The 24,732-nt window shown below is 71.1% G+C and carries 32 protein-coding genes and 1 riboswitch; of the genes, 17 read left to right on the top strand and 15 right to left on the bottom strand.

The window, feature by feature from the left end; all coding sequences use genetic code 11:
• Positions 1-74: 74 nt before the first annotated feature.
• Positions 75-710 carry a TetR/AcrR family transcriptional regulator gene (locus tag ACFQ6X_RS04655; protein WP_383175834.1) on the top strand — a complete coding sequence of 212 codons (636 nt, stop codon included), beginning with the start codon at positions 75-77 and terminating at the stop codon, positions 708-710.
• Positions 711-764: 54 nt separating this feature from the next.
• Here ACFQ6X_RS04655 and ACFQ6X_RS04650 read toward each other — a convergent pair whose 3' ends face one another.
• The gene (locus ACFQ6X_RS04650; protein ID WP_383175831.1) at positions 765-2,300 is read right to left on the bottom strand and encodes an amino acid permease; all 1,536 of its coding nucleotides are present in this window, start codon (positions 2,298-2,300) and stop codon (positions 765-767) included.
• Between the two features lie 355 nt (positions 2,301-2,655).
• On the opposite strand from ACFQ6X_RS04650, the gene ACFQ6X_RS04645 reads away from it, so the two are divergent.
• The gene (locus ACFQ6X_RS04645; protein ID WP_329213408.1) at positions 2,656-2,883 is read left to right on the top strand and encodes an antitoxin; all 228 of its coding nucleotides are present in this window, start codon (positions 2,656-2,658) and stop codon (positions 2,881-2,883) included.
• Positions 2,880-3,251, top strand: coding sequence for a fic family toxin-antitoxin system, toxin component (locus ACFQ6X_RS04640; RefSeq protein ID WP_329213409.1), 372 nt, complete (start codon positions 2,880-2,882; stop codon positions 3,249-3,251). Before ACFQ6X_RS04645 ends, ACFQ6X_RS04640 begins: the two co-directional genes overlap by 4 nt.
• Before the next feature lie 100 nt (positions 3,252-3,351).
• On the opposite strand, the gene ACFQ6X_RS04635 is transcribed toward ACFQ6X_RS04640, so the two are convergent.
• The 4 genes from ACFQ6X_RS04635 to bioB all read right to left on the bottom strand — a co-directional run bounded on the left by ACFQ6X_RS04635 (position 3,352) and on the right by bioB (position 7,262).
• Positions 3,352-4,044 (bottom strand): class I SAM-dependent methyltransferase, encoded by a 693-nt coding sequence (locus ACFQ6X_RS04635; protein ID WP_329213410.1) that lies wholly within the window; start codon positions 4,042-4,044, stop codon positions 3,352-3,354.
• 66 nt (positions 4,045-4,110) lie between these two features.
• Complete coding sequence (gene bioD, locus ACFQ6X_RS04630; protein WP_383175826.1) at positions 4,111-4,800, bottom strand: dethiobiotin synthase; 690 nt, start codon at positions 4,798-4,800, stop codon at positions 4,111-4,113.
• A 1-nt stretch (position 4,801) separates the two neighbouring features.
• On the bottom strand, positions 4,802-6,106 hold the full coding sequence (locus ACFQ6X_RS04625) for an adenosylmethionine--8-amino-7-oxononanoate transaminase (protein ID WP_383175824.1): 1,305 nt from the start codon (positions 6,104-6,106) through the stop codon (positions 4,802-4,804).
• Entirely contained in the window at positions 6,099-7,262 is a 1,164-nt protein-coding gene (gene bioB / locus ACFQ6X_RS04620) for a biotin synthase BioB (RefSeq protein ID WP_383175821.1), read from the bottom strand. The genes ACFQ6X_RS04625 and bioB overlap by 8 nt, the downstream gene beginning before the upstream one ends.
• Positions 7,263-7,405: 143 nt before the next feature.
• Between bioB and ACFQ6X_RS04615 the strand changes: the two genes are divergently transcribed.
• The gene (locus ACFQ6X_RS04615; RefSeq protein WP_383175818.1) at positions 7,406-8,554 is read left to right on the top strand and encodes an 8-amino-7-oxononanoate synthase; all 1,149 of its coding nucleotides are present in this window, start codon (positions 7,406-7,408) and stop codon (positions 8,552-8,554) included.
• Here ACFQ6X_RS04615 and ACFQ6X_RS04610 read toward each other — a convergent pair.
• Positions 8,547-8,765 (bottom strand): DUF397 domain-containing protein, encoded by a 219-nt coding sequence (locus ACFQ6X_RS04610; protein ID WP_383175815.1) that lies wholly within the window; start codon positions 8,763-8,765, stop codon positions 8,547-8,549. The genes ACFQ6X_RS04615 and ACFQ6X_RS04610 overlap by 8 nt on opposite strands.
• 31 nt (positions 8,766-8,796) lie before the next feature.
• Positions 8,797-9,654: a helix-turn-helix domain-containing protein gene (locus ACFQ6X_RS04605; protein WP_383175812.1), complete on the bottom strand. Its 858-nt coding sequence runs from the start codon at positions 9,652-9,654 to the stop codon at positions 8,797-8,799.
• Positions 9,655-9,886: 232 nt separating this feature from the next.
• Between ACFQ6X_RS04605 and ACFQ6X_RS04600 the strand changes: the two genes are divergently transcribed.
• The gene (locus tag ACFQ6X_RS04600) at positions 9,887-10,318 is read left to right on the top strand and encodes an ATP-binding protein (RefSeq protein WP_383175809.1); all 432 of its coding nucleotides are present in this window, start codon (positions 9,887-9,889) and stop codon (positions 10,316-10,318) included.
• Between the two features lie 2 nt (positions 10,319-10,320).
• Here the strand turns inward: ACFQ6X_RS04600 and ACFQ6X_RS04595 are convergent, their stop codons facing one another.
• Positions 10,321-11,238 (bottom strand): LysR family transcriptional regulator, encoded by a 918-nt coding sequence (locus tag ACFQ6X_RS04595; RefSeq protein WP_329213423.1) that lies wholly within the window; start codon positions 11,236-11,238, stop codon positions 10,321-10,323.
• A gap of 72 nt (positions 11,239-11,310) precedes the next feature.
• Between ACFQ6X_RS04595 and ACFQ6X_RS04590 the strand changes: the two genes are divergently transcribed.
• The gene (locus tag ACFQ6X_RS04590) at positions 11,311-11,946 is read left to right on the top strand and encodes a LysE family translocator (RefSeq protein ID WP_383175805.1); all 636 of its coding nucleotides are present in this window, start codon (positions 11,311-11,313) and stop codon (positions 11,944-11,946) included.
• A 68-nt stretch (positions 11,947-12,014) separates the two neighbouring features.
• On the opposite strand, the gene ACFQ6X_RS04585 is transcribed toward ACFQ6X_RS04590, so the two are convergent.
• From ACFQ6X_RS04585 to ACFQ6X_RS04570, 4 genes are all read right to left on the bottom strand, one after another.
• On the bottom strand, positions 12,015-12,485 hold the full coding sequence (locus ACFQ6X_RS04585; RefSeq protein ID WP_329213427.1) for a C40 family peptidase: 471 nt from the start codon (positions 12,483-12,485) through the stop codon (positions 12,015-12,017).
• 2 nt (positions 12,486-12,487) lie between these two features.
• A riboswitch (cyclic di-AMP (ydaO/yuaA leader) is annotated at positions 12,488-12,661 on the bottom strand.
• 440 nt (positions 12,662-13,101) lie between these two features.
• Positions 13,102-14,013 carry a haloalkane dehalogenase gene (locus ACFQ6X_RS04580; RefSeq protein WP_383176172.1) on the bottom strand — a complete coding sequence of 304 codons (912 nt, stop codon included), beginning with the start codon at positions 14,011-14,013 and terminating at the stop codon, positions 13,102-13,104.
• A complete protein-coding gene (locus tag ACFQ6X_RS04575) occupies positions 14,006-14,410 on the bottom strand; it encodes a pyridoxamine 5'-phosphate oxidase family protein (RefSeq protein ID WP_383175801.1) in 405 nt (134 codons plus the stop codon). Before ACFQ6X_RS04575 ends, ACFQ6X_RS04580 begins: the two co-directional genes overlap by 8 nt.
• Positions 14,407-15,099 carry an NAD(P)-dependent oxidoreductase gene (locus ACFQ6X_RS04570; protein WP_383175799.1) on the bottom strand — a complete coding sequence of 231 codons (693 nt, stop codon included), beginning with the start codon at positions 15,097-15,099 and terminating at the stop codon, positions 14,407-14,409. Before ACFQ6X_RS04570 ends, ACFQ6X_RS04575 begins: the two co-directional genes overlap by 4 nt.
• Before the next feature lie 75 nt (positions 15,100-15,174).
• Here ACFQ6X_RS04570 and ACFQ6X_RS04565 point away from each other — a divergent pair, with 75 nt between their 5' ends.
• Positions 15,175-15,861: a TetR/AcrR family transcriptional regulator gene (locus tag ACFQ6X_RS04565; RefSeq protein ID WP_383175796.1), complete on the top strand. Its 687-nt coding sequence runs from the start codon at positions 15,175-15,177 to the stop codon at positions 15,859-15,861.
• A gap of 7 nt (positions 15,862-15,868) precedes the next feature.
• On the opposite strand, the gene ACFQ6X_RS04560 is transcribed toward ACFQ6X_RS04565, so the two are convergent.
• Together ACFQ6X_RS04560 and ACFQ6X_RS04555 are read right to left on the bottom strand one after the other, a co-directional pair.
• Positions 15,869-16,177 carry a hypothetical protein gene (locus ACFQ6X_RS04560; protein ID WP_383175793.1) on the bottom strand — a complete coding sequence of 103 codons (309 nt, stop codon included), beginning with the start codon at positions 16,175-16,177 and terminating at the stop codon, positions 15,869-15,871.
• 6 nt (positions 16,178-16,183) lie between these two features.
• Positions 16,184-16,819 carry an ATP-dependent Clp protease proteolytic subunit gene (locus tag ACFQ6X_RS04555; RefSeq protein WP_383175790.1) on the bottom strand — a complete coding sequence of 212 codons (636 nt, stop codon included), beginning with the start codon at positions 16,817-16,819 and terminating at the stop codon, positions 16,184-16,186.
• A 290-nt stretch (positions 16,820-17,109) separates the two neighbouring features.
• Here ACFQ6X_RS04555 and ACFQ6X_RS04550 point away from each other — a divergent pair, with 290 nt between their 5' ends.
• The 3 genes from ACFQ6X_RS04550 to ACFQ6X_RS04540 all read left to right on the top strand — a co-directional run bounded on the left by ACFQ6X_RS04550 (position 17,110) and on the right by ACFQ6X_RS04540 (position 18,255).
• Complete coding sequence (locus tag ACFQ6X_RS04550; protein ID WP_383175787.1) at positions 17,110-17,244, top strand: hypothetical protein; 135 nt, start codon at positions 17,110-17,112, stop codon at positions 17,242-17,244.
• Between the two features lie 165 nt (positions 17,245-17,409).
• Entirely contained in the window at positions 17,410-17,805 is a 396-nt protein-coding gene (locus tag ACFQ6X_RS04545; RefSeq protein ID WP_383175784.1) for a PPOX class F420-dependent oxidoreductase, read from the top strand.
• Positions 17,806-17,967: 162 nt separating this feature from the next.
• On the top strand, positions 17,968-18,255 hold the full coding sequence (locus ACFQ6X_RS04540; RefSeq protein ID WP_383175781.1) for a type II toxin-antitoxin system Phd/YefM family antitoxin: 288 nt from the start codon (positions 17,968-17,970) through the stop codon (positions 18,253-18,255).
• Between the two features lie 80 nt (positions 18,256-18,335).
• On the opposite strand, the gene ACFQ6X_RS04535 is transcribed toward ACFQ6X_RS04540, so the two are convergent.
• Entirely contained in the window at positions 18,336-19,328 is a 993-nt protein-coding gene (locus tag ACFQ6X_RS04535) for an ABC transporter permease (protein WP_383175778.1), read from the bottom strand.
• Positions 19,329-19,434: 106 nt separating this feature from the next.
• Here ACFQ6X_RS04535 and ACFQ6X_RS04530 point away from each other — a divergent pair, with 106 nt between their 5' ends.
• From ACFQ6X_RS04530 to ACFQ6X_RS04500, 7 genes are all read left to right on the top strand, one after another.
• Complete coding sequence (locus tag ACFQ6X_RS04530) at positions 19,435-20,064, top strand: TetR/AcrR family transcriptional regulator (RefSeq protein ID WP_383175775.1); 630 nt, start codon at positions 19,435-19,437, stop codon at positions 20,062-20,064.
• A 136-nt stretch (positions 20,065-20,200) separates the two neighbouring features.
• Positions 20,201-20,503 (top strand): urease subunit gamma, encoded by a 303-nt coding sequence (locus tag ACFQ6X_RS04525; RefSeq protein ID WP_329213448.1) that lies wholly within the window; start codon positions 20,201-20,203, stop codon positions 20,501-20,503.
• A gap of 15 nt (positions 20,504-20,518) precedes the next feature.
• Positions 20,519-20,830, top strand: coding sequence for an urease subunit beta (locus tag ACFQ6X_RS04520; protein WP_356425701.1), 312 nt, complete (start codon positions 20,519-20,521; stop codon positions 20,828-20,830).
• The gene (locus ACFQ6X_RS04515) at positions 20,823-22,544 is read left to right on the top strand and encodes an urease subunit alpha (protein WP_383175770.1); all 1,722 of its coding nucleotides are present in this window, start codon (positions 20,823-20,825) and stop codon (positions 22,542-22,544) included. The genes ACFQ6X_RS04520 and ACFQ6X_RS04515 overlap by 8 nt, the downstream gene beginning before the upstream one ends.
• Positions 22,545-22,561: 17 nt before the next feature.
• Positions 22,562-23,227 carry an urease accessory protein UreF gene (locus ACFQ6X_RS04510; protein ID WP_383175767.1) on the top strand — a complete coding sequence of 222 codons (666 nt, stop codon included), beginning with the start codon at positions 22,562-22,564 and terminating at the stop codon, positions 23,225-23,227.
• Between the two features lie 35 nt (positions 23,228-23,262).
• The gene (gene ureG, locus ACFQ6X_RS04505) at positions 23,263-23,940 is read left to right on the top strand and encodes an urease accessory protein UreG (protein ID WP_383175764.1); all 678 of its coding nucleotides are present in this window, start codon (positions 23,263-23,265) and stop codon (positions 23,938-23,940) included.
• Complete coding sequence (locus tag ACFQ6X_RS04500; RefSeq protein WP_383175761.1) at positions 23,937-24,722, top strand: urease accessory protein UreD; 786 nt, start codon at positions 23,937-23,939, stop codon at positions 24,720-24,722. The genes ureG and ACFQ6X_RS04500 overlap by 4 nt, the downstream gene beginning before the upstream one ends.
• The last annotated feature ends 10 nt before the right edge of the window (positions 24,723-24,732 follow it).

The following is a 24,732-nucleotide window of genomic DNA, read 5'->3' as shown; positions in this document are numbered from 1 at the left end:
GCCCGTCCATTGCGGGTGCGTTACCGACTGCTCACCAAGATCCGCGCAGTCCGCGATGTGCGACGATCGGCCCCATGCCTCCCACCGGAAGAAAGGTCGGTCGCCCGCGCGCCCAGCAGCGGCCCGACAGCGGTCTGTCCGCACGAGACGAACTGCTGGGCGCGGCCGCGGAGCTGTTCACCAGTCGCGGCTACTCGGCGACCACCACCCGGGCCGTCGCCGAACGGGCGGGCATGCGCCAGGCGACGATGTACCACTACGTCGCGGGCAAGGAGGACCTGCTCGCGGAGCTCCTCGAATCCACCGTCACCCCGTCCCTGGCGGTGGCCAGGCAACTGCTCGCCGATGACGCGACCAGTGCGGAGGACCGGCTGTGGGAGCTGTGCCGCTCGGATGTGGCCCTGCTGTGCGCGGGCCCGCACAATCTGGGTGCGCTGTACGTGCTGCCCGAGGTGCAGGCGGAACGGTTCGCCGGATTCCATCGCGTCCGGACCGAGCTCAAGGACGCGTACGCGCAGCTGCTGGCAGGCACGGAGGCGTGCGCGGATCTCGACAAGGACGAGCTGGCGCTCCGTACCGATCTGGTCTTCGGCCTGATCGAAGGGGTGATCCTGGTGCACCGCTCCGACCCGGACAGGTCGGCCGACGTGTTCGCCGCCGCGACGGCGGACGCGGCGCTGCGGATCGCCGGGGCGCGGCGCGACGGGTAGGGCACACGGCGGCCCCGGACACCGGCGGTTCTGCCGGGATCCGGGGCCATCGGGTCAGCGCGCGGAAGCGGCTCGCCTGCGGTACGTGCGGTACGCGGCGCCCAGGACGACCGTGCCGGTCAGGAACAGGACCGTGAACCACTGGAAGTACCAGTGGCCGCCCGCCGGGTCGTAGACCTCTGCCCTGGGCCAGGCGAGGTTGACCGTCATGAACAGGCCGTAGAGCAGGGCCAGAACATTGACCGGCAGGCCCCAGCGCCCCAGTGAGAACAGCGGCTTGCCCGCCTCGTCCAGGGCCTCGGTGCGGGGGCTGTACGTGCCGCGCAGCCGGCGGACCAGGAGCGGGCCGGTCACCATCGAGTACGCGAGGTACAGCATCACGATGCACGTGGTGCCGATGGCCAGGAACGCGTCGGGCGAGGAGAAGTTGAGGAGCAGAAGGGCCGCGGCGAGTACCCCGACGACCACCGCGGGTGCGGTCGGCATCCCGGTGCGGCGGTTGACCTTGGACAGCAGGCCGGAGCAGGGCAGCTGGCCGTCACGGGCCATCGAGAACAGCATCCGGCACGCCGCCGTCTGGACCGCCAGCGTCGCCACCACGATGGCGACCACCACATCGGCCAGCAGAACCCGGCCCAGGCCGTCACCCAGGCTGCTGGTCAGGACGTAGCTCATGCCGTCGGCCACGAGGTTCCCGTCCGTGAGACTGGGCGCGGCCAGCAGCCCGCCCAGTACCAGCAGGCCGCCGAGCAGGCCGGCCGCCCCGAGCGCGGACAGGATCGTGCGCGGAGCGGTCCGGAGGGGATCGCGGGTCTCCTCGCTCATCTCCCCGGCGCTGTCGAAGCCGATCATCACGTACGCGGCCGTGAACGAACCCACCAGCAGGGCGCCGAACAGGCCCGTCTCCGCGCCACTCGTGTGAAAGGTGATCCCCGGACTGCGCTCGGAGTGCGTCAGCAGCAGTACCACGATCAGGACGGCGCCGATGATCTCGGCCGTCACCCCGATCCGGTTGATCACCGACATGACGCGGTTGTCGATGACGTTCACCCAGGTCGTCAGTACCAGCAGCAGCGTACCGAGGACCGCCGCGTTGGCCGCCCCGGTCGGCGACAGCGGTGACGGGTCGCCGCCGAGTACCTGGAAACCGGACCAGATCGGGGGCATCACCATCTGGAGAGCCAGGGCCGCGGCTGCCACCACCACGACCTGGCCGATGACCATGATCCAGCCCGCGAACCAGCCGAAGGTCAGATTGCTGAGCCGGGACGACCACTGGTAGATCGCACCCGAAATCGGGTAGCGGGCGGCGAGTTCGGCGAAACACGCGGCGACCAGCAGCTGTCCGGCCAGCACGGCCGGCCAGGCCCAGAAGAAGACCGGGCCACCGAAGGCGTAGCCGACGGCGAAGAACTGAAAGACCGTCGTCAGGACGGAGATGAACGAGAATCCGGCGGCGAAGGAGGCGTACCGGCCGAGGCTGCGGTGCAGTTCCTGTCGGTAGCCGAACTCCTCGAGGGAGGAGCCGGCTTCCGCGGCCGGGGGTACGGGCGGGTCGGGACGTAGGTCGGCGGGGGCGGTGGCGGCCATGGCTGGACCTGCTCTCAGGGGGAGGGCGGACGGGTTCCGGGAGCGCGGGGCAGTCGGCCGAAGCCGTATTCCTGTCGGACGATAGAAATTAGGGAGAGGGTGTTTCCGCCGGATGACGCAGCCGTGTCCGCACGGAGCCGAAGCGCTCACTCCGCGTGGGGCGCGCCCGTGGCCCACAGGTGTGCGGCACTCGGGTGCATGCGGCACGGCGGAGGCGTGCGGCGGCGTTGTCCCAGCTCACCGGCGTCCCGCCGGGCAGTGTGGGGGCGTGCGTCCTGCAGGTGGTGGCACCGGTGCACGGGGCACGCGCCGGTTCCTCTTGCCGGTGCTAGCGCAGGCACGCTAGCGTAATGGTGTGCCCAAGACTCAGCTGAACGTTCGAGTGGACGAGGCCACCGCCGAAGCAGCGCGACAGCGCGCGCTGCAGCGGGGGATGAGCGTGAACCGCTACATAGAGGAGCTCGTCAAACAGGATGCGGGCGAGGTGGGACACACCTTCGTCGAGGCCGCGGCCGACTTCATGAAGCAGTACGAGTCGGTGTTCGCCGAGGAGTTCGGCACGGAGCGCAAAGGCAGCCGTTGAACCTGCAGATCGACCTTTCCTGGCTGCTCATGGTCGCCGAGCACAAGACGCCCGGTGATCCGCAGGTCGTCGACTGGGGTGCGCTCGTCGCCGCGGTCGGCCGGCACGAGGCGGAGATCTTCGGCAGCCCCGTCTACAGCGATCCGCACTCCCGGGCCGCAGCTCTGCTGCAACTGCTCCTTCACGTACCGGCTCTGGAGCACTCCAACGCCATGTTCGCGTCCGCGGTCGCGTACGGCTACCTCGTCGCGTCGGGACTGAAGGTCATTACGTCGCCCGAACAGGTGCGCGACCTTGCCCTGCTGGTGAAGGAGGGCAAGGCGGATGTCCGGGCCATCGCGGACGAACTGCGCCAGTGGACCCTGTGACCGGGCAGGCCCCGCCCGCACGCCACGCGCCTGAGCCCATGGCGCCACGCGCCTGAGCCCACGGCCGGAACCCTCTGTCCACGGCCGCGGGCCGGGTGTCTCAGTCCACGGCCATGGGGCGCCGGGCCACCCCGAGCACGCAGGGTGAGGACGGCAGCTGCACACCCCGTTCCGGGATACGCAGCCTGCGGTACGTCCCCAGCTCGAAGCCGGCCGCCTCGATCGCCGCAAGGGTGTCCCGCGCCGTGTGGCAGCCCCCGAAGAGCAGCGGCCACACGGTGCGGTCCACCGCGCGCTGGGCGGTCGCCAGCGCTCGTCCGGACGCCAGCGTGTGCTCGAAGAAGCGCAGTTCACCGCCCGGCCGCAGCACCCGCTTGATCTCACCGAGGGCCCGGGGCAGATCCCGGACGGTGCACAGGACGAGCGAGGCGACGGCCGCGTCGAAGGCCTCGCTCTTGACCGGCAGGGCCTCGGCCGTGCCCGGCACCACATCGACCGGGACCTCCGCACGCAGTCCGGCGCCGGCCGCCAGTTGACGCAGGCTGCGCTCGGGTTCGATCGCCACGACCTCGGAGACGGCCCCGGGGTAGTGCGCGAAGTTGAGCCCGTTGCCCGCGCCGATCTCGATGACCCGGCCCGAGAGCCCGGACAGGAGCTCCTCGCGGTGGGCGGCGATGCCGCCCTTCAGATCGGCGGTCACGCTCATCCGGGCGTAGAACCGGGCGAAGACCGGGTGGTGCACCGCATCCCGTGGAATCTTCGTGCTGCGCAGGTGCGTGACGGACCTCGGCATGACGGGCCTCCTTGAGGGGCAGGTACGGCTACCTCGATTCTCCCCCGTGCGGGCCCGCTCAGCCGCTCAACGGCCGTACCCGTCCCCGCCGAGCTCCGGTGCCAGCCAACTCGCGGCCCGCGCACGGAACTCCGCCGGAGGCAGCGATCCCGCCCCGGCCGGGACCGCGCCGAGAAGTGGGGCGCCCGCCACGACCGGAAGGTCGTCGAGATTGCAGCGGGCGGCGAGATCCGGTTCGAGCGGCATGCTGCCCACCACCACGCCGAGGCACTCGATGCCGCGCGCCCGCAGCGCCTCGGCCGTGAGCGCGGTGGCGTTCAGGGTCCCGAGCCCCGCGGGTGCCACCACCAGCACGGGCGCTGCCATCAGGCGTGCGGCGTCCGCGAGGGTGGCACCCTCGTCATCGAACCGGACCAGCAGTCCGCCCGCACCCTCGACGAGCACCAGATCGTGCTCCGTCGCCAGTTTCTGCGCGGCTTCAGCTACTTCGTACGGGCGTACGGGCGCCATGCCGGCACGGCGCGCGGCCGTCGCCGGGGCCAGCGGCTCCGGGAAACGCGCCAGTTCGACCGCAGTCACATGGGCGCCCGCCAGCCGTGCCACCTCGGCGGCGTCCCCGGGCTCGCCGGGGGCCAGCCCGGTCTGGGCCGGCTTGAGCACCGCGACCCGGCGGCCCCGGAAGGCCGCGGCCACCGCGGCTGTCACGATCGTCTTGCCGATCTCCGTGCCCGTACCCGACACCACCAGAATCGTCATGTCACCCTTCCCGCGCTGCCGCGCACACGGCCCGGCAGATCCGTGCCACATCGTCGTCGCCCGTCACATAGGGCGGCATGGTGTACACGAGGTCGCGGAACGGCCGCAGCCAGACGCCCTCGCGGACGGCGGCGCGCGTAGCGGCCGTCATGTCCACCTCGTGATCGAGCTGTACCACTCCGATCGCGCCCAGCACCCGTACGTCCCGGACACCCGGCAGACCGGAGGCCTCCGCGAGGCCGTCCCGCAGTCCCGTGCCGATCCGCTTCACCTCCTGCTCCCAGTCCTGGCCCAGCAGCAGGTCGATGGAGGCGGAGGCCACCGCCGCGGCGAGCGGATTGCCCATGAACGTCGGTCCGTGCGCCAGCACCGGCACGTCCCCGCTCGAGATGCCCTCCGCCACCCGTGAGGTGCACAGCGTCGCGGCCAGCGTCAGATAGCCGCCGGTCAGAGCCTTGCCGACACACATGACGTCGGGGGAGACCCCGGCGTGCCCGGCTGCGAACAGCTGCCCCGTGCGGCCGAATCCCGTCGCGATCTCGTCGAACACGAGCAGTACGTCGTTCTCGTCGCACGCCTCGCGGAGCACCCGCAGGTACGCGGGCGAGTGGAACCGCATCCCGCCGGCACCCTGGACCACCGGTTCCACGATCACCGCGGCCAGTTCATCGGCGTGGTCCGCGACGATCTCCCGCAGATGACGCACGTAGGCCTCGTCCGGCTCGGCGTCGAAACCGTCCGGCGGCGCGTCCGCGAAGATCTGACGCGGGAGCGCCCCCGACCACAGTTCGTGCATCCCGCCCTCGGGATCGCACACCGACATCGGCTGCCAGGTGTCCCCGTGGTAGCCCCCGCGCCATGTCAGCAGCCGGTGCTTGGCGGGCCGGCCGGCCGAGCGCCAGTACTGCAGACACATCTTCACCGCGACCTCGACCGAGACCGATCCGGAGTCGGCGAGGAAGACGTGCTGCAGCGGCTCCGGAGTGATCTCCACCAGCCGGGTGGCCAGCCGGACGGCGGGCTCGTGGGTGAGCCCGCCGAACATCACATGGCTCATCCGGTCCAGCTGGCCGCGTGCGGCCTCGTTGAGAACCGGATGGTTGTAGCCGTGTACCGCCGACCACCAGGAGGACATGCCGTCCACCAGCTCGCGGTGCCCTTCGGCGGGTTCGGCGAGCCGGAGCCGCACACCGGACGCGGACTCCACGACCAGCGGCTCCTGACGGCCCGGCATCGGACCGTAGGGGTGCCAGACGTGGGCCCGGTCCAGAGCACGCAGCCTGCCGGGCGTGAGCGGTTCAGGCATTGGGCGCGAGGTCCGTACCGGCACCGCGGCGGCGGACCGCCACCAGATCCGTGCGCGCCGCCGGGACCTCGGCGTCCTCCGCGGCCGCTTCGGGGGTGTCACCGCAGGGTGCGCAGCCGCCGTCGTGCGAACCGCAGCCGCCGCCCGCCTGGGCGCGGTGCTCGGGAAGCGTCGTCGTGCCCGCCCCCTCCACCTCGAAACCGGCGTCCGCGATCATGTCGAGGTCGGTCTGGCCGGACTGGCCCTCACTGGTCAGGTAGTCGCCCAGGAAGATCGAGTTGACCAGGTTCAGGGCGAGTGGCTGCATCGAGCGCAGATGGACCTCGCGCCCGCCCGCGAGACGTACCTCGACGTCCGGGCAGACGAACCGGACCATCGCCAGAATGCGCAGGCACCGCTGAGGGGTGAGGTGCCAGTCCTTGGCGAGCGGGGTCCCCTCCATCGGAATCAGGAAGTTCACCGGCACCGAGTCCGGGTTGAGCTCGCGCAGCGAGAAGACGACGTCCACCAGGTCGGCGTCGGTCTCGCCCATGCCCGCGATCAGCCCGGAGCACGCCGAAAGGCCCGCGGCCTGGGCCTGCTGCACGGTGTCCACCCGGTCGGCGTACGTGTGGGTCGTAGTGATGTCCCCGTACGTCCCCTCCGACGTGTTGAGGTTGTGGTTGTACGCGTCGGCGCCCGCGGACCTGAGACGGTCCGCCTGGCCCTCGGAGAGCAGACCGAGGCAGGCGCACACCTCGACGTCCTCGTGCTGCTCCTTGATGGCCTCGATGGTCTTCGACACCCGGTCGACGTCCCGGTCCGTCGGCCCGCGGCCGCTCGCCACCAGGCACACGCGCTTCGCGCCACCGGCCACTCCGGCGGTCGCTGCCTTCGTCGCCTCGTCCGGCTTGAGCCAGGTGTACTTGAGGATCTCCGCCTTGGAGCCGAGCCGCTGCGAGCAGTACGAGCAGTCCTCGGGGCAGAGCCCGGACTTGAGGTTGACCAGGTAGTTCAGTTTCACGCGCCGCCCGAACCACTGGCGGCGCACCTTTCCGGCCGCGGCCACCACGTCGAGCAGTTCGTCGTCGGAGGTCGCCAGTACGGCGAGCGCTTCTTCACGGGTCGGCAGTTCGCGCCGCAGCCCCTTGTCCACCAGCGTGTTCAGCAGGTCCATGGATCTGATCCTTACGTACGGCACGGCCTCCGGCCAAGGAGGAACCGGACAGGAGAGGCGGCCAAGGGTGTGTGTATTGCCACATCCTGACCTGCTGCGCACCGGGCTAGGGTCTGTGAGCTGCCTACAAAAGGGACCCTCCCATGCCCTTCGCCCCGTTCGACTGGATCGATGACGAGGCCCGTCGCCGTGCCGCCGCCGGACTCGTCCGGACACTGCGCCCCCGGCCGGCCGAAGCGGAACTGCTGGACCTCGCGAGCAACGACTACCTCGGCCTCACCCGGCACCCCGAAGTCACCGCCGCGGCGGCGGACGCGGCCCTGCGCTGGGGCGCCGGCGCCACGGGCTCACGGCTGGTCACCGGGTCCACCGCGCTGCACGCCGAACTCGAACGCGAGCTCGCGGACTTCTGCGGGTTCGAAGCCGCCCTGGTGCTCTCGTCCGGCTATGCCGCCAACCTCGCCGCTCTCACCGCACTCACCGGACACGGCTCGCTGATCGTGTCCGACGCGGGCAACCACGCCTCGATCGTCGACGGGTGCAGGCTCTCGCGGGCCGCCACGGCGGTCGTACCGCACGCGGACCCCGACGCCGTTCGCAAATCGCTCCAGGCGCACGACGGACGTGCGCTGGCCGTCTCGGACTCCGTCTTCTCGGTGGACGGAGATGCCGCGCCGCTGGCCGAGCTCGCCGATGTCTGCCGCGCCGAGGGTGCGGCACTGCTCGTGGACGACGCGCACGGTCTGGGCGTGCTGGGCGAGGGCGGACGCGGAGCGCTCGCCGCCGCCGGGCTGGCGGGCGGCGAGGGCATCGTCGCCACGCTCACGCTCTCCAAATCCCTGGGCAGCCAGGGCGGTGCGGTCCTCGGCCCCGCCCGGGTCATCGACCATCTGGTCAACACGGCCCGTACGTTCATCTTCGACACCGGTCTCGCACCGGCGGCGGCAGGCGCGGCCCTGGGCGCTCTCCGGCTGCTCCGCAGCGAACCGGAACGGGCGGGCAGGGCCCGTGAGGTCGCCCTCGACCTCTACGGGCGGCTGACCGCGGCGGGCCTGACAGCGGTACGACCCGACGCGGCCGTCGTCTCCGTCCGCGCGCCGTCCGCGGAGGCGGCGGTGCGCTGGGCGGCGGACTGCCGCACGGCCGGCCTCGCGGTCGGGTGCTTCAGGCCGCCGTCGGTACCGGACGGGATCTCCAGGCTGCGGCTGACCGCACGGGCCGACCTGAGCCGTGAGCAGATCGCGACCGCGGTGGCCACGATCGTGGCATCGGCACCCTCGCAGGTCAGCTGACCCGGCGGTCACCCAGCCCGGCGACGAAGGAGGTCCAGGCCGTCGCCGAGAAGCGCAGCGGCGGCAGGTCCACGTCCTTGGAGTCGCGTACGGCGAGATGTTCGTCGCCGAGCCGGGCTGCTTCCACGCAGTTGTTCATCCCGGTGCTGCGGCTGCTGCGGCGCCACCGCAGTGCGTGCTGATCGAGACGGTGTGCGAGACGGTCGGACATCGTGCCCCCCTCGGGCAGTCTGTAGGTCCGGTCAATCGCCGCGGCTGACTGCGGCGATGAGGTCCAGCGATCGCTCCGGCGACAGCGCGTGAGCCTGCATCGTGCGGAAGGCCGAGCTGTACGCCTCAAGGTCTTCTCTCCGCTCCAGATAGAGACTACTCGTCAGATGGTCAAGAACGACCACATCCAGATCAGAAATGTTCGGGAAGGAGAAGATAACGAAAGGTCCTGTGAGGCCGATATAGCTGCCGGCCTCGAACGGCAGTAACTGCAGTTGCACGTGGGGTAGTTGAGCTGCGTGTGCCAGATGGTCGAGCTGTTCTCTCATCACCTGGGGGCCGCCGACCGAGCGCCGCAGCACGGCTTCGTCGAGCACGACGCTCAACTGCAGCGGGCGCTGCGCGTACAGCACCCCCTGGCGGGCGAGCCGGACCTCCACCAGGGAGTCCAGCTGCCCGGACGGCAGCCCGTCCAGCGAGGACCGGGTCACCGCCCGTGCGTAGCCCGCGGTCTGGAGCAGCCCCGGGACCACCGAGGTCTCCAGCGTGCGGGCGGCTCCGGCCTGGGACTCCAGGCTGATGAAGTCGCGGTACTGGGGCGGGATGAGGCCACGGTAGGCATGCCACCACCCGGTGCCCCCGCCGCCCGCCGAACCCGCGAGCGCCTCCAGGAGGGACCGGAGGTGGACGTCGTCCACGTCGTAGGCGTCAAGCAACCGGGTCACATCGCCGGGAGTCACACCGCTCGCGCCCGTCTCGATCCGGCTCACCTTCGACTGGTGCCAGCCCAGCAGACGGGCTGCCTCCCGGCTCGTGAGTCCTGTGGTGTGGCGCAGACTCCGCAGCTCCTCCCCGAGCTTGCGTCGGCGTACCGCTGGGCCGTGCCGCATGCCGGCCTCCTTCCGCTCTGCGGGGAGCCGGCCCGTACCGGGTCCGGCTCGGAAGGGGGCCAGTGTTGCGCTCGTATACGGCTTCCGGGGCAGAGTTCACCGTATTGGGCGACAGATATATGCATATCTTGATGGATTGCCGTTACAGAGGGCGGCATCAGTGGCAATCTGGCGCGAAGCACAATCCAGGCCGATCGCAGGTCGGTCAGGGCGGGAAAGGGACGGCGTCGCCATGGCAGACCATCAAGAAGCAACCGTCACTCTGCCGAGCGACCCGGTCTCGGTCTCCAGGGCCCGGAGGTACGTGGCCGGCGTTCTCGCCGGCTGGGGCCTCCCCGACGGGACCGACGCCGCCGACACGATCCGCCTGATCGTCTCGGAGCTCGCCACCAACGCCGTCCAGCACACCTTCGGGCAGTCGCCCACCTTCACGGTGGATCTCCGCCTCGACCGGGACGTCGAGCTGTATCTGGGAGTGACGGACAGTCACCCCCGCTGGCCCCAACGGCTACCCGCCGCCGTCCAGCAGGACAACGGGCGCGGGATGGTGATCATCAGGGCCCTCGCCAAGGAATGCGGCGGCCGGCTGAGCGTCAGCCCCACCCCGGACGGCGGCAAGACCGTGTCGATCGCCCTTCCCTGGGCCGTGCCCGCTCAGGCCTGACGTCACCGCGCCCCCGTGGCGCGGCCGAAGCCGCTGCGCAGCAGAGCCCTGAGTGTCGCTGCCGCGGCCGTCGACCGGTCGCCGCGGTGCACCACGGAGATCGTCCGGCGGAAGGCTGAGGGTTCGAGGCGCCGCACGGCGAGCGGCGTCGGAGACATCGACGCGACCATCTCGGGCACCACGGCCACGCCGACGCCCGCGCTGACCAGTGCGCACACCAGCGCGTAACCGGGGGACTCGCACACCACGGCAGGCGTCGCCCCCGCGTCGGCCAGCGCGCGCTCCACCCCCTGCCGGGGTGGGTGCGCCGGTGCGCTGCTGATCAGCGGACGGCCCGCAAGCTCGGCCACCGGGAGCCGGCCGCTGCCCTCGGACAGCGCCTGGCCCACGGCCGTGATCAGCACGAGCTCCTCGACCAGCAGCGGCTCGGCGGACACCCCGGAAGGCAGCGGATCGGCGACAGCCGGTTCGTAGGCATGGGTCAGCGCCAGATCCACGTCGCCCGCGGCCACGGCTGCCACCCCGCCGGGCGGCTCGTAGTCCGTCACGGTGAGTTCCACGTCCGGGTGGGCACGCCGGAACGCACTGAGCACCGGCGGCAGCAGATGGATCCCGGCCGTGGTGAACGTGCCGACCCGAAGCCGTCCTCCCGACAGCCCCGCCAGCCGGGCCAACTCGTGCCGTGCCTGGTCCATCTCGTCCAGGACCCGTCGGGCACGCCCGGCCAGCAGCTCACCGGCAGCCGTCAGGCGCGCCCCGCGGTGGTGGCGCACCAGAAGCGCGGCACCGGCCTCCCGCTCCAGTTTCGCGAGCTGCTGGGAGAGGGCGGGCGCGGTGTAGCCGAGCCTCGCGGCCGCCTTCGTGATCGAACCGGCCTCGGCGACCGCCACCAGTGCGGCCAGCCGCGTCGGATCGTACATAAAGCATTCCTTTTGGCAGACCCAGAAGATTGCAAGTACACGCTAAAGGGCCGGCCGGGTCAGGGTGTACCCATGGACGCACAACTGCTCGCTTTCGTCCCGGTCGCCGCGGGAATGGTCGCCCTGCCCGGCGCGGACTTCACCGTGGTCGTACGCAACGCCCTCGCTTCGCGCAGGTCCGGCCTGGCCGCGGCACTGGGCGTCGCCGGGGGGCTGCTCGTGCACACCGCGCTGGCCGTCGCCGGACTTGCGGCGGTGCTGGTGGCGATGCCCGTCCTGTTCCGCACCGTGCAGCTGCTCGGTGGTGCGTATGTGCTCTACCTGGGGGTGAGCGCCCTGCACGCGCTCAGGCGGCAGGCCGCGGACGCCTCCGCAGCGGAGGAGGCGCCCGCCGCGAAGCTGGGGCCCGTGCGGGCATTGCGCCAGGGCTTCCTGACCAACGCCCTCAACCCGAAGGCGCCTGTGCTCTTCCTCAGCCTGCTGCCCCAGTTCGTCCCCGAGGGGCAGCCGCCGCTTCCCAGGACCCTGCTGCTGGCGGCCGTGGTCGTGGTGCTGGCGCTCCTCTGGTTCCCGGCCGTGGCCCTGCTGGTGGACCGTCTCGGCCGTTGGCTGCGCCGGCCGCGTACCGCCCGCGCGATCGAGGGCGGCAGCGGCGCGGCGCTCACCGCGCTGGGCCTCGTGCTGGTGACCGGGCCGCTGCTGCACTGACGCGGCAGGGCCGGCCACCAGGGGACCCGCAGGGACGGCCCGACGGAGGTGTCAGCCGGGGGCGGCCGTCAGCGGACCCGCCCGTACCAGATGCTCTTCGACCAGATCCGTTCCAGCCGGACCACCGCCCCGGTCTTCGGCGAGTGCCAGATCTTGCCGCCGCCGGCGTAGATGCCCACGTGGTAGACACTCCGGCCCGCGTGGAAGAAGACCAGGTCGCCGCGCCGCCGTTGCGACGAGGAGATGTGGCGGGTCTTGTTGTACTGCTGTTGGGCCGTGCGGGGGAGCTTCTTGCCCGCCTTCTTGAACGAGTAGAGCGTGAGGCCCGAACAGTCGAAGCGGTGGGGGCCGCTGGCGCCGTACCTGTAGGGCGACCCCTTCTTCGAGGCGGCGATGTCGAGCGCCCTCGTCGAATGGGCAGCGGCCTCGGCCTCGTTGACGAGGCCGGGGGCGAGCATGGTGGTGCCTACAGCGAATGTGAGAACCGAGGCCGTACCGACCCGGGCGAAAAGAGACGGGACATGAACCTGCGCAGTCATGCGCAACCCTTCGTCAGCCGCCTGTGAAGGATGACCTGTCGGGTTCGGGCTGGCGAAGTTGCCCGGCCGCACTTGGCGGCTTCACCCCGAGGGTCGAAGGGATATCCCGTCGGCCCGTTGTGCTCGGGTCCTCCACTCCTGCCGATCCACTTCTGTCGACCAGGCATCCGGACAGCGGCAGGACTCGGCGTCCGCCCGGACCGCCCCGCCGCGGTGGCGGGGGCTTGTCGTCCCAGGGATCTTTACTCACGGACCGCCGGATTTCCGCGGTGAAGGTCGTTATGTGAGAGTCATCACGACTGATCCGTTCGGGTGGACGGGGTGGGACGGAAGCTGGGGCGACGCTGCGTGACCGGCCTCGTACCAGCAGCGGAACGGTGAATTCCACTCAGTGTCCGCGCGGGCTGCGCAAGTTGAGCTGTCCCCCGTGAGGGGGATGGCCTACGCCGAACGAGCGAGGAAAATTGATCTGCGCATCGGGCGTGTCCGGCCTCGGGGGGCATCGGCGCAGCCGTTGACGCGACAACTGTTCGAAGACCTCGCCGGGCTCGCGGCGTGCCGAGGGTTCCATGGCTCGGGTGGCCGACGGTGACGGCACTGCCGCGTTCGAGGACACCTACAGGCGCGCCAGCCCGTGGCCGTCGGCCCAGGCGTTGATCGCCGCGGCCAGTTCCGCGGGGCGGTCCTCCGGGGAGTGGTGGCCGGCCAGGCCGTGGCGGGAGACCTCCAGGCCCGCGATGTTCTCCTCGCACCAGGCGACGGCCCCCTGGTCGGTCATCGCGCCGGGGCCCGGATCGAACGCGGCCAGCAGCTTGGGGACTTCGGGACTGGCAGCCAGCCAGGCGTCGTAGCGCTCGATGCGGGCCACGACATCGGCGGGCTCGGAGTCCAACGGCATCATGCGTGTCCACGCCAGGATCGGGCGTCGGCTGTGCGGGGTCGGGAAGGGGCGGCGGTAGACCTCGAGATCGGCGGGGTCCAGTGGGGTGGCGAGCGTGTCCGGCAGCCCGTCGATGAACAGCGAGTTCTCCAGAATCATCTTCTCGCCCACCCCGGGGGTGCGCAGGAGAGTGAACAACTCCCGCCCGGCCGCCGGGAATTCGTTGCCGACCAGCGGCTTGATGATCGTCTCGGTGAAGGCGAGGCCGCGCACGCTGCCCGGGAGGCGGGCCGCGCGGTCGAAGGCGAGCGCGCCGCCCCAGTCGTGGCCGACGAGGACGGCCTCGGCAATGCCGAGGGCGTCGAACCAGGCGTCGAGGTAGCGGGCGTGGTCGTCGAAGGAGTAGGCGAGGTCGGGCTTGCCGGAGTCGCCCATGCCGATGAGGTCGGGGGCCAGGAGGCGGCGGCCGGGCGCGGTCACGCCCGGCAGGACGTTCCGCCACAGGTGGGAGGAGGTGGGGTTGCCGTGGAGGAAGACGAACGGCAGCCCGTCGGGGTCGCCCCACTCGCGGTAGTGGAGGGTGGAATCGAGGACGGGAAGGGTGGGCATCGCGGTGTCACTTCGCTTTCTGTACGGGGATTCAGAGATTGAGGCTCAGGACGCGGTCGACGGGCATCTCGACGACGACCAGGTCCGGCGGGGCGGGCGGGGCCGCGCGGTAGCGGACGGTGTAGCGGCGGACGGCCTCGGCCAGGCGCGCGGGGTCGTCCGTGACGGCGGCCCGGCCTTCGAGAGTGAGCCAGCGGAAGCCGTCCGCCTGGCAGAGCGCGACACGGGCCGCCGCGCCGCCGGCCACCACGTTCCGGGTCTTGCGGGCTCCCGCCCGGGTGGTCACCCGGACCAGGCCGGCGGACGCGTCGAAGGTGAAGCGGACGGGCGTGACGTGCGGGGTCCCGTCGGGGCGGAGGGTGGTCAGCGTGGCCGTGCGGGGAAGAGCGAGGAACGCCCGTGCGGCGGCCGGTAGTCCGACGGTCGCCCGGCTCACTTCTTCCTCACGCTCTCGTTCCAGATCAGCTTGGCGATGTTCGGCCTCACGGCCGTGGTGATGACACCCATCGCCGTACGGACGAACCGTCGCTCCTCCAGCTCGCGCAGCATGCTCGCGGCGAGGTCGGGACGGGCGGTGAAGACGCCGTCGGCGCTGGTCGCGGCGGTGTGGTAGTCGGTGACGGTGGGGTGCTCGAAGAGGCCCGAGGGGCGGACCAGCGTCCAGTCGAGGTCCGTACGGCGGATCACCGCCTCCATGCGGCGCATGTCCTCGTGGAGGGTGCGGCCGAGGCGCCGATTGACCAGCGGGTCGAGCACATGGTTGAAGAAGTGCGCGCCGGTGGGCCGCCAGGCGGGGTCGGCGATGCTGGAGCTGACGGTGAGCAGCCGTGTGATGCCGTGGCGGGCCATGGCCCGGGTGATGGCGGTGGCGCTCGCCGAGTACGTGGTGATGGTCTCCTTGTTGAAGCGCGCGCCCAGAGAGGAGAGGACGGCGTCCGTCCCGCCGACCGCGGCGTCGACGGCCTCGGGGTCGGTGGCGTCGGCCACCGCCACGGTGAGGCCCGGCCGGGTGGGGAGGGAACCCGGGCGGCGGGTCACGGCGACGACCTCATGGCCGGTCGCGAGGGCCTGCTCGGTGAGGTGGCGACCTGTCGGTCCGTTGGCGCCGAAGACTGCGATACGCATGATGTGGGCCATCCCTTGGTGTGGCTTGCGGAACGCCCTTGACTGTGCCGACCGCGAAACGCAGGCTCAACGCTGATGAATAACGCCGCCCCTGCACCCGCCCGCCTCCGGGGCCGCCCCCGCGGCAACCCGCCGACCCGAGAGTCGATCGTCTCTGCGGCTCGTGAGCTGTTCCTGGAGCGCGGCTACCGGCGCACCACTCTGCGCGCGGTGGCCGGGGCCGCCGGGGTCGACCCGGCGCTGATCGCGTACCACTTCGGCTCGAAGAAGGGCCTGTTCGCAGACGTGATGCAGTTCCAGTGCGCCAACGCACTGGCGGTGGACGACGTCCTCGGCGGCGACCCAGCCACCCTCCCCGACCGCCTGATCGACGCCGTGACGGACCTGTGGGAGGACGCCGACTTCCGGCAGCTCACCACCCGGGGCGAGGAGGCGGCCGAGGTGATCCGCGAATACCTGGAACGCGAGTTGCTGGCCCGGCTTGTTGAATTCCTCGGAGGACGGGACGCGACCGCCCGCGCCACGGCCGTGGTGACGGTTCTCGGCGGCCTCATCTACACGCGCTACCTCAACCCCCTCCCCACCCCCGCCGCACTCACCCCGTCCGAGACCCGCCACGTCCTCACGCCGGCTCTGCGCGCCGCGCTTGCCCCGAGGCCGCGCACCGCGGCGACCGGGGCGGACCGTCGCGGCTCGCAGGCCTCCGGGGGCGGCGCCGTGAAGCACCGTCAGGGCGGCGGCGCGGCAGGGGAGCCGCGCTGAGGGGCGGTCAACTCGTCGATGCGGGCGGTACGGTGACCCGTCCCGCGCGACGCTCCCCGTCCAGTACCCGCAACGCGCGGGCCAACGTGGCCGCATGGATCTGGGCCTCGCCCCGCTCATGCATCAGTGCGAGCGCATCGCGCAGAGCGGTCGCCCGTGAGGTCAGCGCCTGGGCGGCCCGGAGCGCTCCGTAGGTGTCGCTGCCGCGGGCGGGGTTGATCCGGCCGACCTGGTCGAGCACCTCCAGGTAGCAGTCGATGAACTCTCCTTCGGCGCGGGTCAGCGCGGGGAGCGGCGGGAGCTGGGGGGAGAGCAACGGGGATCACCTCGCGGGGTGTGGCGGCCTAATCGGTTTGCGGTTCTCCGTGATGTGGTCGACCAGTCCGTACGCCTTGGCGGCCGGGGCGTCGAGGATGGTGTCCCGCTCGAGGTCGGTGCCGATGTCCTGTGCGGAACGCCCCGTATGGCGGGCCAGCATCGCGGTGAGCGAGTCGCGCTCACGCATCAGCTCGCGTGCCTGGATCTCGAGGTCGGAGGGCTGGCCCTGCACCGGCTCGTCGAGAGCCGGCTGCTGAATGACTACCCGGGCGCCGGGCAGAGCATGTCGGCGGCCGGGTGCGCCGGCTGCGAGCAGCGCGGCGGCGTAGGAACCCGCCTGGCCCAGGCAGAAGGTCTCCACCTCGCAGGACAGGAACTGCATGGTGTCGTAGACCGCCGCCATGGCGTTGAACGAGCCGCCGGGCGAGTTGATGTAGAGGGAGACCGGCCGGTCGGGTTCGGCGTACTCCAGGTACATGAACTGCGCGACGAGGTCGGTTGCCGCGGTGTCGTCGATGGGTGTGCCGAGAAAGACGATCCGCTCGGCGAGCAGCTTCGAGTACGGATCCAGCGTCCGGGTGCCGGTCGAGGTGCGTTCGGTGAACTCGGGCAGTACGTAGCGGGCGGAGGGACGGTGCACGGCGTTGCCTCTTCCTCGGAGTCCGTAAAAAATGTACAGGACGTACAGAAGGTTCTGAGGGGGACTATGACCCAGGGGTCCAGGGGGAAGCAACCGGTCGGATGCGGTTTCGCTTTCAGCGAGGAACGAAAGCTGACAACCCCTCACATGGCGGGCTGGGCAGGCCCGCGTCCGTGCGCCCGCCCACGCCATGGATGAGCGACACGCTGAGCATTCCTGGAGAGCACCGCTGTCCGTCGTCCGCCGGGTGAACTAAGGGGTGCAGAGACCCCACGAGAAAGGTCATTTCCATGTCTGAGGCTGATGCCGTCACCGTCTGCACGAAGTGCGGCGGCACCATCACCGTCTCTCCGGCCCGCCACGACCAGGCCGCACGTGTCCGCCACGTCGACGCCCCTGGCCAGCCCGAGAAGTGCCCTGACTAGGGCGCGCTCGACAGGCGGAGCGAGGGGTACCCGGTGTGCCCCTCGCTCTCGGTGCCCCTACCCCGGGCGGGCGCCTGCTATGTGACACTGCATCGGGAAGAACCCGGCCCCCGCAACCGTTCTGCCAGACAGCGAACACAAGCTCGGTGACAGAAGGGTGAGGCTGTGTCAGTAGTGTTCAACGAGGAGACGCGCAAGCTTCTGGACGGGAGGAACTTCGCCACCGTCGCGACGCTGAACCGGGACGGAGCGCCGCAGACCTCGGTGGTCTGGGTGGCGAGAGACGGAGACGCGGTGCTGTTCTCCACCACGGCAGGGCGGCAGAAGGCCCGAAACCTCACCCGGGACCCACGGGTCAGCCTCACCGTCTACGACATCGAGAACCCGTACCACTCCGTGGACATCCGCGGCACGGCCGAACTGATCGAGGACCGGGAAAAGTCGCTTCCGCGCGAGCTTTCGCAGAAGTACCTCGGGGAGGACCCGCCCGCCGAGTCGGACGATGTGCTGCGGCTGATCGTCAGGGTGACTCCGCACAGGATCTCCGGCTTCTCCGTCTGAGGCCGACAGCATCGGGTGGACCCCACCGAAGGGGCCTGAAGAGCGGGCGCCCCGTCTCGTACACATGGCACGCACCGAGAAGCCCAGCCCCGTCCGGAGCCGGGTTCTTCAGCTGCCGCACGGACTCCGGGGCCGCGAGACACGCGCCTTAAGCTGGGGGCCATGGCCTACGAGATTCCGGTGACGCAAGCCCGAGCAGAGCTCGCCGAACTGATCAACCGCGTTGTCTACGGTGGTGAGCGAGTGGTCGTGACACGGCACGGCAAGCCGCTCGTGGCTCTGGTGTCGGCGGCTGACCTGCAGCGACTCGAGAGCGATGAGGTGGTGGCCGAGGAGCAGATCGTTCGTACGGTGTCCTCGATCGGCTCCATGACGTCCGCCCCGGCCGAACGCCGCCGTTTCGGTATCGCCGCGGAGCACCGCGGCCACGACGACCGCCGGGACGACTGACTCAGGGCAGCCCGACGACAAAAGCCGTGCACCCCCGTCCGCTACAGCGGGGGTGCACGGCGGTACCGGTGCGGATTCGCTCAGCCCGCGTGGGCGGGTGCCGCCTTCCGCTCGGAGGGTTCGACGCGGTCGGGGTCACCCGGCCGCGTGCGAGCGCCGATCAGGACGGCGGCCAGGCCGAGCACGGCCCAGATCGCCAGGGTCGCCACGGCCCCGCCGGCCGCACTTCCGTCGAAGAACGCCACGGACCGCAGCAGTGATCCGCCCGCGCCCGGCGGCAGCCACTGACCGATCATGCCGACCGGTTCGGGGAGCAGCTCGGGGGCGCTGGTGACCCCGGAGAACGGATTGCCCAGCAGCACCATCAGCAGGGCGCCCAGTCCGATGCCCGGCGTGCCGATCAGGGCGGCGAGCCCCGCCACGGCCGCACCGATCGCCACCACGGTCAGCCCGATGGTGCCGGCCTCGGCCCACCAGTTGCCCGTGATCACTCCGAGCCAGCTGTGGGCCACGGCCGTGGCGGCGACACCCACCAGCACTGCCGCGCCGGTCAGAGTCACGGCGGCGCGGGCGCAGCGCAGTTTCATGAGGGTCACCACCGCTCCGGAGGCGACTCCCGCAAGCGCCAGCGGCAGGATGCTCGCGCCGAGCACGCCGCCCCTGGGGTCGGTCCCCGGCGCAGCGACGACGTCGGTGACCGGTACCTCGGCACCCGCGGGGGCCGCGGCGGTGACCGCCTCGCGCAGCAGCTGGGAGACGACCGGGCTCGCCGCCGACGCCGTGAGCAGGTGCGGGCCCTTCTCGGTGGCCACGACGGCGCCGTATACGACCCGGTCCTCGATGGCGGCACGGGCGGCGGGTGCGTCGTCGTAGCGGTGGATCTCGAAGGCGCCCCCGCGCCGCTCGAACTGCTCCTGCAGCTGGTCGGCCGCCGGTGCGCTGCCGGCGATGCCCACGGGCAGGTCCCGGGGTGCTGTGCGGGCGGCGGGCCACGAGAAGGCCCAGAGCGCCAGGGTCACCATCAGGGGTACGAGCAGGATGACCGCCACCGCGCGGCGGTTCTGTCCAGGCATGACGAGTGCCTCAATTCAAAGAGAAGGATCGTTCGTTTTACGTTTTCCCACTGTCCTGCCGGGTCGGAACCTTGTCAAGAAGGAACGTTCGTTTTAGATTGGGACCATGGCCCGTGTATCCCAGGAACACCTCGACGCCCGCCGCCGGCAGATCCTCGACGGCGCCGCACGCGCCTTCGCCCGTGACGGCTTCCACGGCACCTCGATGCAGGACGTCCTGAAGGAGGTCGGGCTGTCGGCGGGGGCGGTCTACCGGTACTTCAGCGGCAAGGAGGACCTGATCGCGGCCATCGCGGGGGAGGCGGTGGGCGGTGTCCGCCAGGCCTTCGAGCAGGCCTCCCGGGACAGTCCGCCGCCCACTCCCGATGTCCTGATCGGCCGTGTGGTGCGCTCACTTTTCGGTGACGGGACGGACAGGGCGGGCGGGCTGGACCGCAGGGCCTACGCCGGGCTGATCGTCCAGGTGTGGTCCGAGACGCTGCGCAGCGAGCGGCTGTCGGCCACGCTCGGTGAGGCCTACGCGGGTCTGCGCGTGGCCTGGGCGGAACTGGTCGGCGCGTACCGGGCCGCCGGAGTGCTCACCGCCGACGTGCCGGACGAGCACGTCGCCCGCACGCTGATCGCCGTCGCCCAGGGGTACATCGCCCAGTTGGCCATGTTCGGCGACGTCGGCCCGGAGGTCCTCGAAAGCGGCCTGCGCGGACTGATGTCCATGGATCTGCAAAAGATCAGTTAACGCGCCGGAAAAACTTCCGCCCTAACGTGCAATACCTGGCCGCGCGATCCGCTTCATCGTTCAACAGAGTGTTGAACGGGGATAGGGTCCCGCTGCGCCCGGGCCGGTCCCGGGCGGAAGACGAAGAGGTGGAAGCGTGCAACTGACTCCGCACGAACAGGAACGCCTGCTCATTCATGTGGCGGCCGATGTCGCCGAGAAGCGCAGGGCGCGCGGGCTGCGGCTCAATCACCCCGAGGCGATCGCTCTGATCACCTCCCACCTCCTGGAAGGCGCGCGTGACGGCCGGACCGTCGCCGAACTGATGGCCTCCGGCAGGAAGGTGCTCACCCGCGAGGACGTCATGGACGGCATCCCCGAGATGATCCACGACGTCCAGGTCGAAGCCACCTTCCCGGACGGCACCAAGCTCGTCACCGTCCACGATCCGATCGTCTGACGGGGGAGCGGCCGGATGATTCCCGGAGAGATCCTTTACGCGGAAGGCGCGGTGCGGCTCAACGAGGGGCGCCCCGTCACCCGTATCACTGTCCTCAACGCGGCCGACCGGCCCGTCCAGGTCGGCTCGCACTACCACTTCGCCGAGGCCAACCCCGGTCTGGACTTCGACCGCCGGGCAGCTCACGGGCTGCGGCTGAACATCGCAGCGGGTACCGCCGTCCGCTTCGAACCCGGTGTTCCGGTCGACGTCGAACTCGTCCCGCTCGCAGGGCTGCGCACCGTCCCCGGGCTGCGCGGCGAAACCGGAGGTTCCCTCGATGCCTGAGCTCAGCCGTGCCGTGTACGCCGATCTGTTCGGGCCGACCACCGGTGACCGCATCCGGCTCGCCGACACCGATCTCGTCGTCGAGATCGAGGAGGACCGTTCGGGCGGCCCCGGGAGGGCCGGTGACGAGGCGGTGTTCGGCGGCGGCAAGGTGATCCGCGAATCGATGGGCCAGGCACGCACCACCCGCGCCGAGGGGGCACCCGACACGGTCGTCACCGGTGCCGTCATCATCGACCACTGGGGCATCGTCAAGGCCGACATCGGTATCCGCGACGGCCGGATCACCGGCATCGGCAAGGCCGGCAACCCCGACACGATGGACGGCGTCCACCCTGATCTGGTGATCGGCCCCGAGACCGAAATCATCGCGGGCAACGGCAAGTTCCTCACCGCGGGCGCCATCGACGCGCACGTCCACTTCATCTCCCCGACCCTCGTCGACCAGGCACTCTCCTCCGGTATCACCACGCTCGTCGGCGGCGGCACGGGCCCGGCGGAAGGGACCAAGGCCACCACGATCACCCCGGGCCCCTGGCACCTCGCCCGGATGTTCGAGGCCCTCGAGGGCTATCCGGTCAACATCGGCCTGCTCGGCAAGGGCAACACGATGTCCCGCGAGGCCATGCACTCCCAACTGCGCGCCGGAGCACTGGGGTTCAAGATCCATGAGGACTGGGGTGCCACTCCCGCCGTCATCGACGCCTGTCTGAGCGTCTGCGAGGAGACCGGCGCGCAACTGGCCATCCACACGGACACGCTCAACGAGGCCGGATTCGTCGCCGACACCCTCGCCGCCATCGCCGGGCGCTCCATTCACGCGTACCACACCGAAGGAGCGGGCGGCGGGCACGCGCCCGACATCATCAGCGTGGTCTCGGAGCCGTACGTGTTGCCCAGCTCCACCAACCCGACCCGGCCGCACACCGTCAACACGATCGAGGAACACCTCGACATGCTGATGGTCTGCCATCACCTCAATCCCGCCGTGCCGGAGGACCTGGCCTTCGCCGAGTCCCGGATCCGGCCCTCGACCATCGCGGCCGAGGACATCCTCCACGACCTCGGCGCCATCTCGATCATCTCCTCCGACTCCCAGGCGATGGGACGGATCGGCGAGGTGATCCTGCGTACCTGGCAGACCGCCCACGTGATGAAGCGTCGGCGCGGTTCCCTGGCGGGCGACGGGGCCGCCGACAACCACCGGGCTCGTCGCTATGTCGCCAAATACACCATCAACCCGGCGGTCGCCCAGGGCCTGGACCGGGAGATCGGCTCGGTCGAGACAGGGAAGCTCGCCGACCTCGTGCTGTGGGACCCCGCCTTCTTCGGCGTCAAGCCGCAGACCGTGATCAAGGGCGGCCAGATCGCGTACGCGCAGATGGGCGATGCCAACGCCTCGATCCCCACCCCGCAGCCCGTCATGCCCCGCCCGATGTTCGGCGCCGTGGGGCGTGCGCCCGCCGCCAACTCCTTCAACTTCGTGTCCGCGGCCGCCATCGAGGACGGGCTGCCGGACCGGCTGGGGCTGGGCAAGGCATTCGTGCCGATCACCAGCACCCGTGGCGTCACCAAGGTGGACATGCGGGAGAACGACGCCATGCCGCAGGTCAAGGTCGACCCCGACAGCTTTGCCGTCACCATCGACGGGGAGCAGGTCGAACCTGCTCCGGCAGCCGAACTCCCCATGGCCCAGCGTTACTTCCTCTTCTGAGGGCGGGGCAGCACTCCATGACGACGCGCGCCGCACTCCTCGTCCTCGCCGACGGCCGGTTCCCCGCCGGTGGCCACGCCCACTCGGGTGGCGCCGAACCGGCCGTCAAGGCAGGGCACATCCGCAACCCCCAGGACCTGGCGGGCTTCTGCCTGGGCCGGCTCCACACCACCGGACTGACCTCGGCCGCTCTTGCGGCGGCGGCGGCCCACGGCCTCGACCCGCTCGCGCTCGACGAGGCCGCCGACGCCCGGACGCCCTCGCCCGCGCTGCGGGCCGTCGCACGCAAGCTCGGCCGCCAGCTGATGCGGGCAGCGCGGGCAACCTGGCCCAGCACCGAACTGGCCGCGCTCGCAGCGGCCCGGCCGCGTGGCGCCCACCAGCCCGTCGTCCTCGGCCTCACCGCCCGCGCCGCAGGCCTGGGGCCCGAGGACGCCGCACACTGCGCCGTGTACGAAGCAGTCAGCGGTCCGGCCACCGCGGTCGTCCGGCTGCTCTCCCTGGACCCCTTCGAGGCCACCGCCGTCCTCGCCCGCCTCGCGCCCGAACTCGACCGGGTCGCCGAACAGGCCGCCGCAGCCGCGCGGAACGGCATCGACGCACTGCCCGCCGCCTCGGCGCCGCTGCTCGACATCACCGCCGAAGCGCACGCCGCCTGGCCGGTCCGCCTGTTCGCGTCCTGAGAACTCCACACCTGCCACCACCAGGAGTCACCCCCATGCACCTCGACCACACCCACAGCGGCCCCGCAGCCGTCAGCGCCGACGCCGCACGCCCCGACGGCACCCGGCGCGCCCTGCGCATCGGCCTCGGCGGACCTGTCGGCTCCGGGAAGACCGCGACGGTCGCCGCTTTGTGCCGCGCCCTGCGCGACCGGCTGTCGATCGCCGTCGTCACCAACGACATCTACACCCGCGAGGACGCCGCCTTCCTCCTGCGCAACGCCGTGCTGCCGCCCGAGCGCATCCAGGCCGTCGAGACCGGCGCCTGCCCGCACACCGCGATCCGCGACGACATCTCCGCCAACCTCGAAGCCGTCGAGGACCTGGAGGACTCCGTGGGGCCGCTCGACCTGATCCTCGTCGAATCCGGGGGCGACAACCTCACCGCCACCTTCTCCAAGGGACTCGTCGACGCACAGGTCTTCGTGATCGATGTGGCGGGGGGCGACGACATCCCGCGCAAGGGTGGCCCCGGGGTCACCACCGCCGACCTCCTCGTCATCAACAAGACGGATCTCGCCCCGTACGTCGGGTCCGACCTGGGCCGCATGGCCCGCGACGCCGCCGAACAGCGCGGTGAACTCCCCGTCGTGTTCACCTCCCTGACCTCCGCCGAGGGCGTGGCGCCCGTCGCGGACTGGGTGCGGGCACAGCTCGCGGCCTGGACCGCATGAGCATCGAGGCCACCGCTCGCGTCACCGCGGTCCCCGACGGGCGCGGTTCCACCGCGCTCCCCGTGCTGGAGAGCGCGGGGCCGCTGGCCCTGCGCCGCACCAGATCACCGGAGCCCGGACGCGCCCGCGTCACCGTGGTCGGAGCGATGAGCGCGCCCCTCGGCGGCGACCGTCTCGCCATCGAGGCGCGGGCCGAGGACGGCGCACGGCTGGCGGTGGACTCCGCCGCGGCCACCGTGGCGCTCCCCGGCGCCCGTCCGGACGCGGGCCGCGCCTCGTACGACCTGCGGCTGAGCGTGGGGGAGGGCGCGGAACTCCGCTGGCTCCCGGAGCAGCTCATCTCCGCGTACGGCAGCGAGCTCGATCAGAGCACCCGGGTCGAACTCGCCGCCACCGCACGTCTGGTGCTGCGCGAGGAACAGATCCTGGGACGGCACGGCGAGGTCACCGGCAGCCTCACCACCCGCCTGACGGTCCGCCGGGCCGGCCGTCCGCTGCTCGACCAACAGCTGGGGTATGGGCCCGGGGCACCCGGCGGATGGGACGGGGCGGCGGTCCTGGGGGGTCACCGGGCCGTGGGACAACTACTCGTCGTCCACCCCGCGTTCGAGGACGCCCTGCCCGAACCCCGGCTCCTGGGCCCCACCGCCGCGCTCGCCCCGCTGGCCGGCCCCGCCGTCCTGGTGACCGCGCTCGCCGCCGACGCCCGGCTGCTGCGCACGGTTCTGGACGAGGCGCTCGCCGGGCTGTTGGACGGACTCAAGGCCTTCCACGGGGCCTGAGTCCGCTCAG

Origin of the sequence: Streptomyces sp. NPDC056452 (assembly GCF_042796085.1) — a bacterium.
Taxonomy (GTDB): domain Bacteria; phylum Actinomycetota; class Actinomycetes; order Streptomycetales; family Streptomycetaceae; genus Streptomyces.
Note: the sequence above shows the minus strand (reverse complement) of the source record. Positions and strands in the feature narration are given on the sequence as shown.

Bases quoted from the DNA above. Each gene is read 5' to 3' on its own strand.
- ACFQ6X_RS04610 (WP_383175815.1), bottom strand. From the start codon at position 8,765: ATGTCCGACCGTCTCGCACACCGTCTCGATCAGCACGCACTGCGGTGG.
- ACFQ6X_RS04590 (WP_383175805.1), top strand. From the start codon at position 11,311: ATGGACGCACAACTGCTCGCTTTCGTCCCGGTCGCCGCGGGAATGGTC.
- ACFQ6X_RS04605 (WP_383175812.1), bottom strand. From the start codon at position 9,654: ATGCGGCACGGCCCAGCGGTACGCCGACGCAAGCTCGGGGAGGAGCTG.
- bioD (WP_383175826.1), bottom strand. From the start codon at position 4,800: ATGACGATTCTGGTGGTGTCGGGTACGGGCACGGAGATCGGCAAGACG.
- ACFQ6X_RS04650 (WP_383175831.1), bottom strand. From the start codon at position 2,300: ATGGCCGCCACCGCCCCCGCCGACCTACGTCCCGACCCGCCCGTACCC.
- ACFQ6X_RS04625 (WP_383175824.1), bottom strand. From the start codon at position 6,106: ATGCCTGAACCGCTCACGCCCGGCAGGCTGCGTGCTCTGGACCGGGCC.
- ACFQ6X_RS04585 (WP_329213427.1), bottom strand. From the start codon at position 12,485: ATGACTGCGCAGGTTCATGTCCCGTCTCTTTTCGCCCGGGTCGGTACG.
- ACFQ6X_RS04615 (WP_383175818.1), top strand. From the start codon at position 7,406: ATGCCCTTCGCCCCGTTCGACTGGATCGATGACGAGGCCCGTCGCCGT.
- ACFQ6X_RS04510 (WP_383175767.1), top strand. From the start codon at position 22,562: ATGACGACGCGCGCCGCACTCCTCGTCCTCGCCGACGGCCGGTTCCCC.
- ACFQ6X_RS04655 (WP_383175834.1), top strand. From the start codon at position 75: ATGCCTCCCACCGGAAGAAAGGTCGGTCGCCCGCGCGCCCAGCAGCGG.
- ACFQ6X_RS04595 (WP_329213423.1), bottom strand. From the start codon at position 11,238: ATGTACGATCCGACGCGGCTGGCCGCACTGGTGGCGGTCGCCGAGGCC.
- ACFQ6X_RS04540 (WP_383175781.1), top strand. From the start codon at position 17,968: ATGGCCTACGAGATTCCGGTGACGCAAGCCCGAGCAGAGCTCGCCGAA.
- ACFQ6X_RS04500 (WP_383175761.1), top strand. From the start codon at position 23,937: ATGAGCATCGAGGCCACCGCTCGCGTCACCGCGGTCCCCGACGGGCGC.
- ACFQ6X_RS04530 (WP_383175775.1), top strand. From the start codon at position 19,435: ATGGCCCGTGTATCCCAGGAACACCTCGACGCCCGCCGCCGGCAGATC.
- ACFQ6X_RS04565 (WP_383175796.1), top strand. From the start codon at position 15,175: ATGAATAACGCCGCCCCTGCACCCGCCCGCCTCCGGGGCCGCCCCCGC.
- ACFQ6X_RS04515 (WP_383175770.1), top strand. From the start codon at position 20,823: ATGCCTGAGCTCAGCCGTGCCGTGTACGCCGATCTGTTCGGGCCGACC.
- bioB (WP_383175821.1), bottom strand. From the start codon at position 7,262: ATGGACCTGCTGAACACGCTGGTGGACAAGGGGCTGCGGCGCGAACTG.
- ureG (WP_383175764.1), top strand. From the start codon at position 23,263: ATGCACCTCGACCACACCCACAGCGGCCCCGCAGCCGTCAGCGCCGAC.
- ACFQ6X_RS04535 (WP_383175778.1), bottom strand. From the start codon at position 19,328: ATGCCTGGACAGAACCGCCGCGCGGTGGCGGTCATCCTGCTCGTACCC.
- ACFQ6X_RS04600 (WP_383175809.1), top strand. From the start codon at position 9,887: ATGGCAGACCATCAAGAAGCAACCGTCACTCTGCCGAGCGACCCGGTC.
- ACFQ6X_RS04520 (WP_356425701.1), top strand. From the start codon at position 20,519: ATGATTCCCGGAGAGATCCTTTACGCGGAAGGCGCGGTGCGGCTCAAC.
- ACFQ6X_RS04570 (WP_383175799.1), bottom strand. From the start codon at position 15,099: ATGCGTATCGCAGTCTTCGGCGCCAACGGACCGACAGGTCGCCACCTC.
- ACFQ6X_RS04635 (WP_329213410.1), bottom strand. From the start codon at position 4,044: ATGCCGAGGTCCGTCACGCACCTGCGCAGCACGAAGATTCCACGGGAT.
- ACFQ6X_RS04550 (WP_383175787.1), top strand. From the start codon at position 17,110: ATGTCTGAGGCTGATGCCGTCACCGTCTGCACGAAGTGCGGCGGCACC.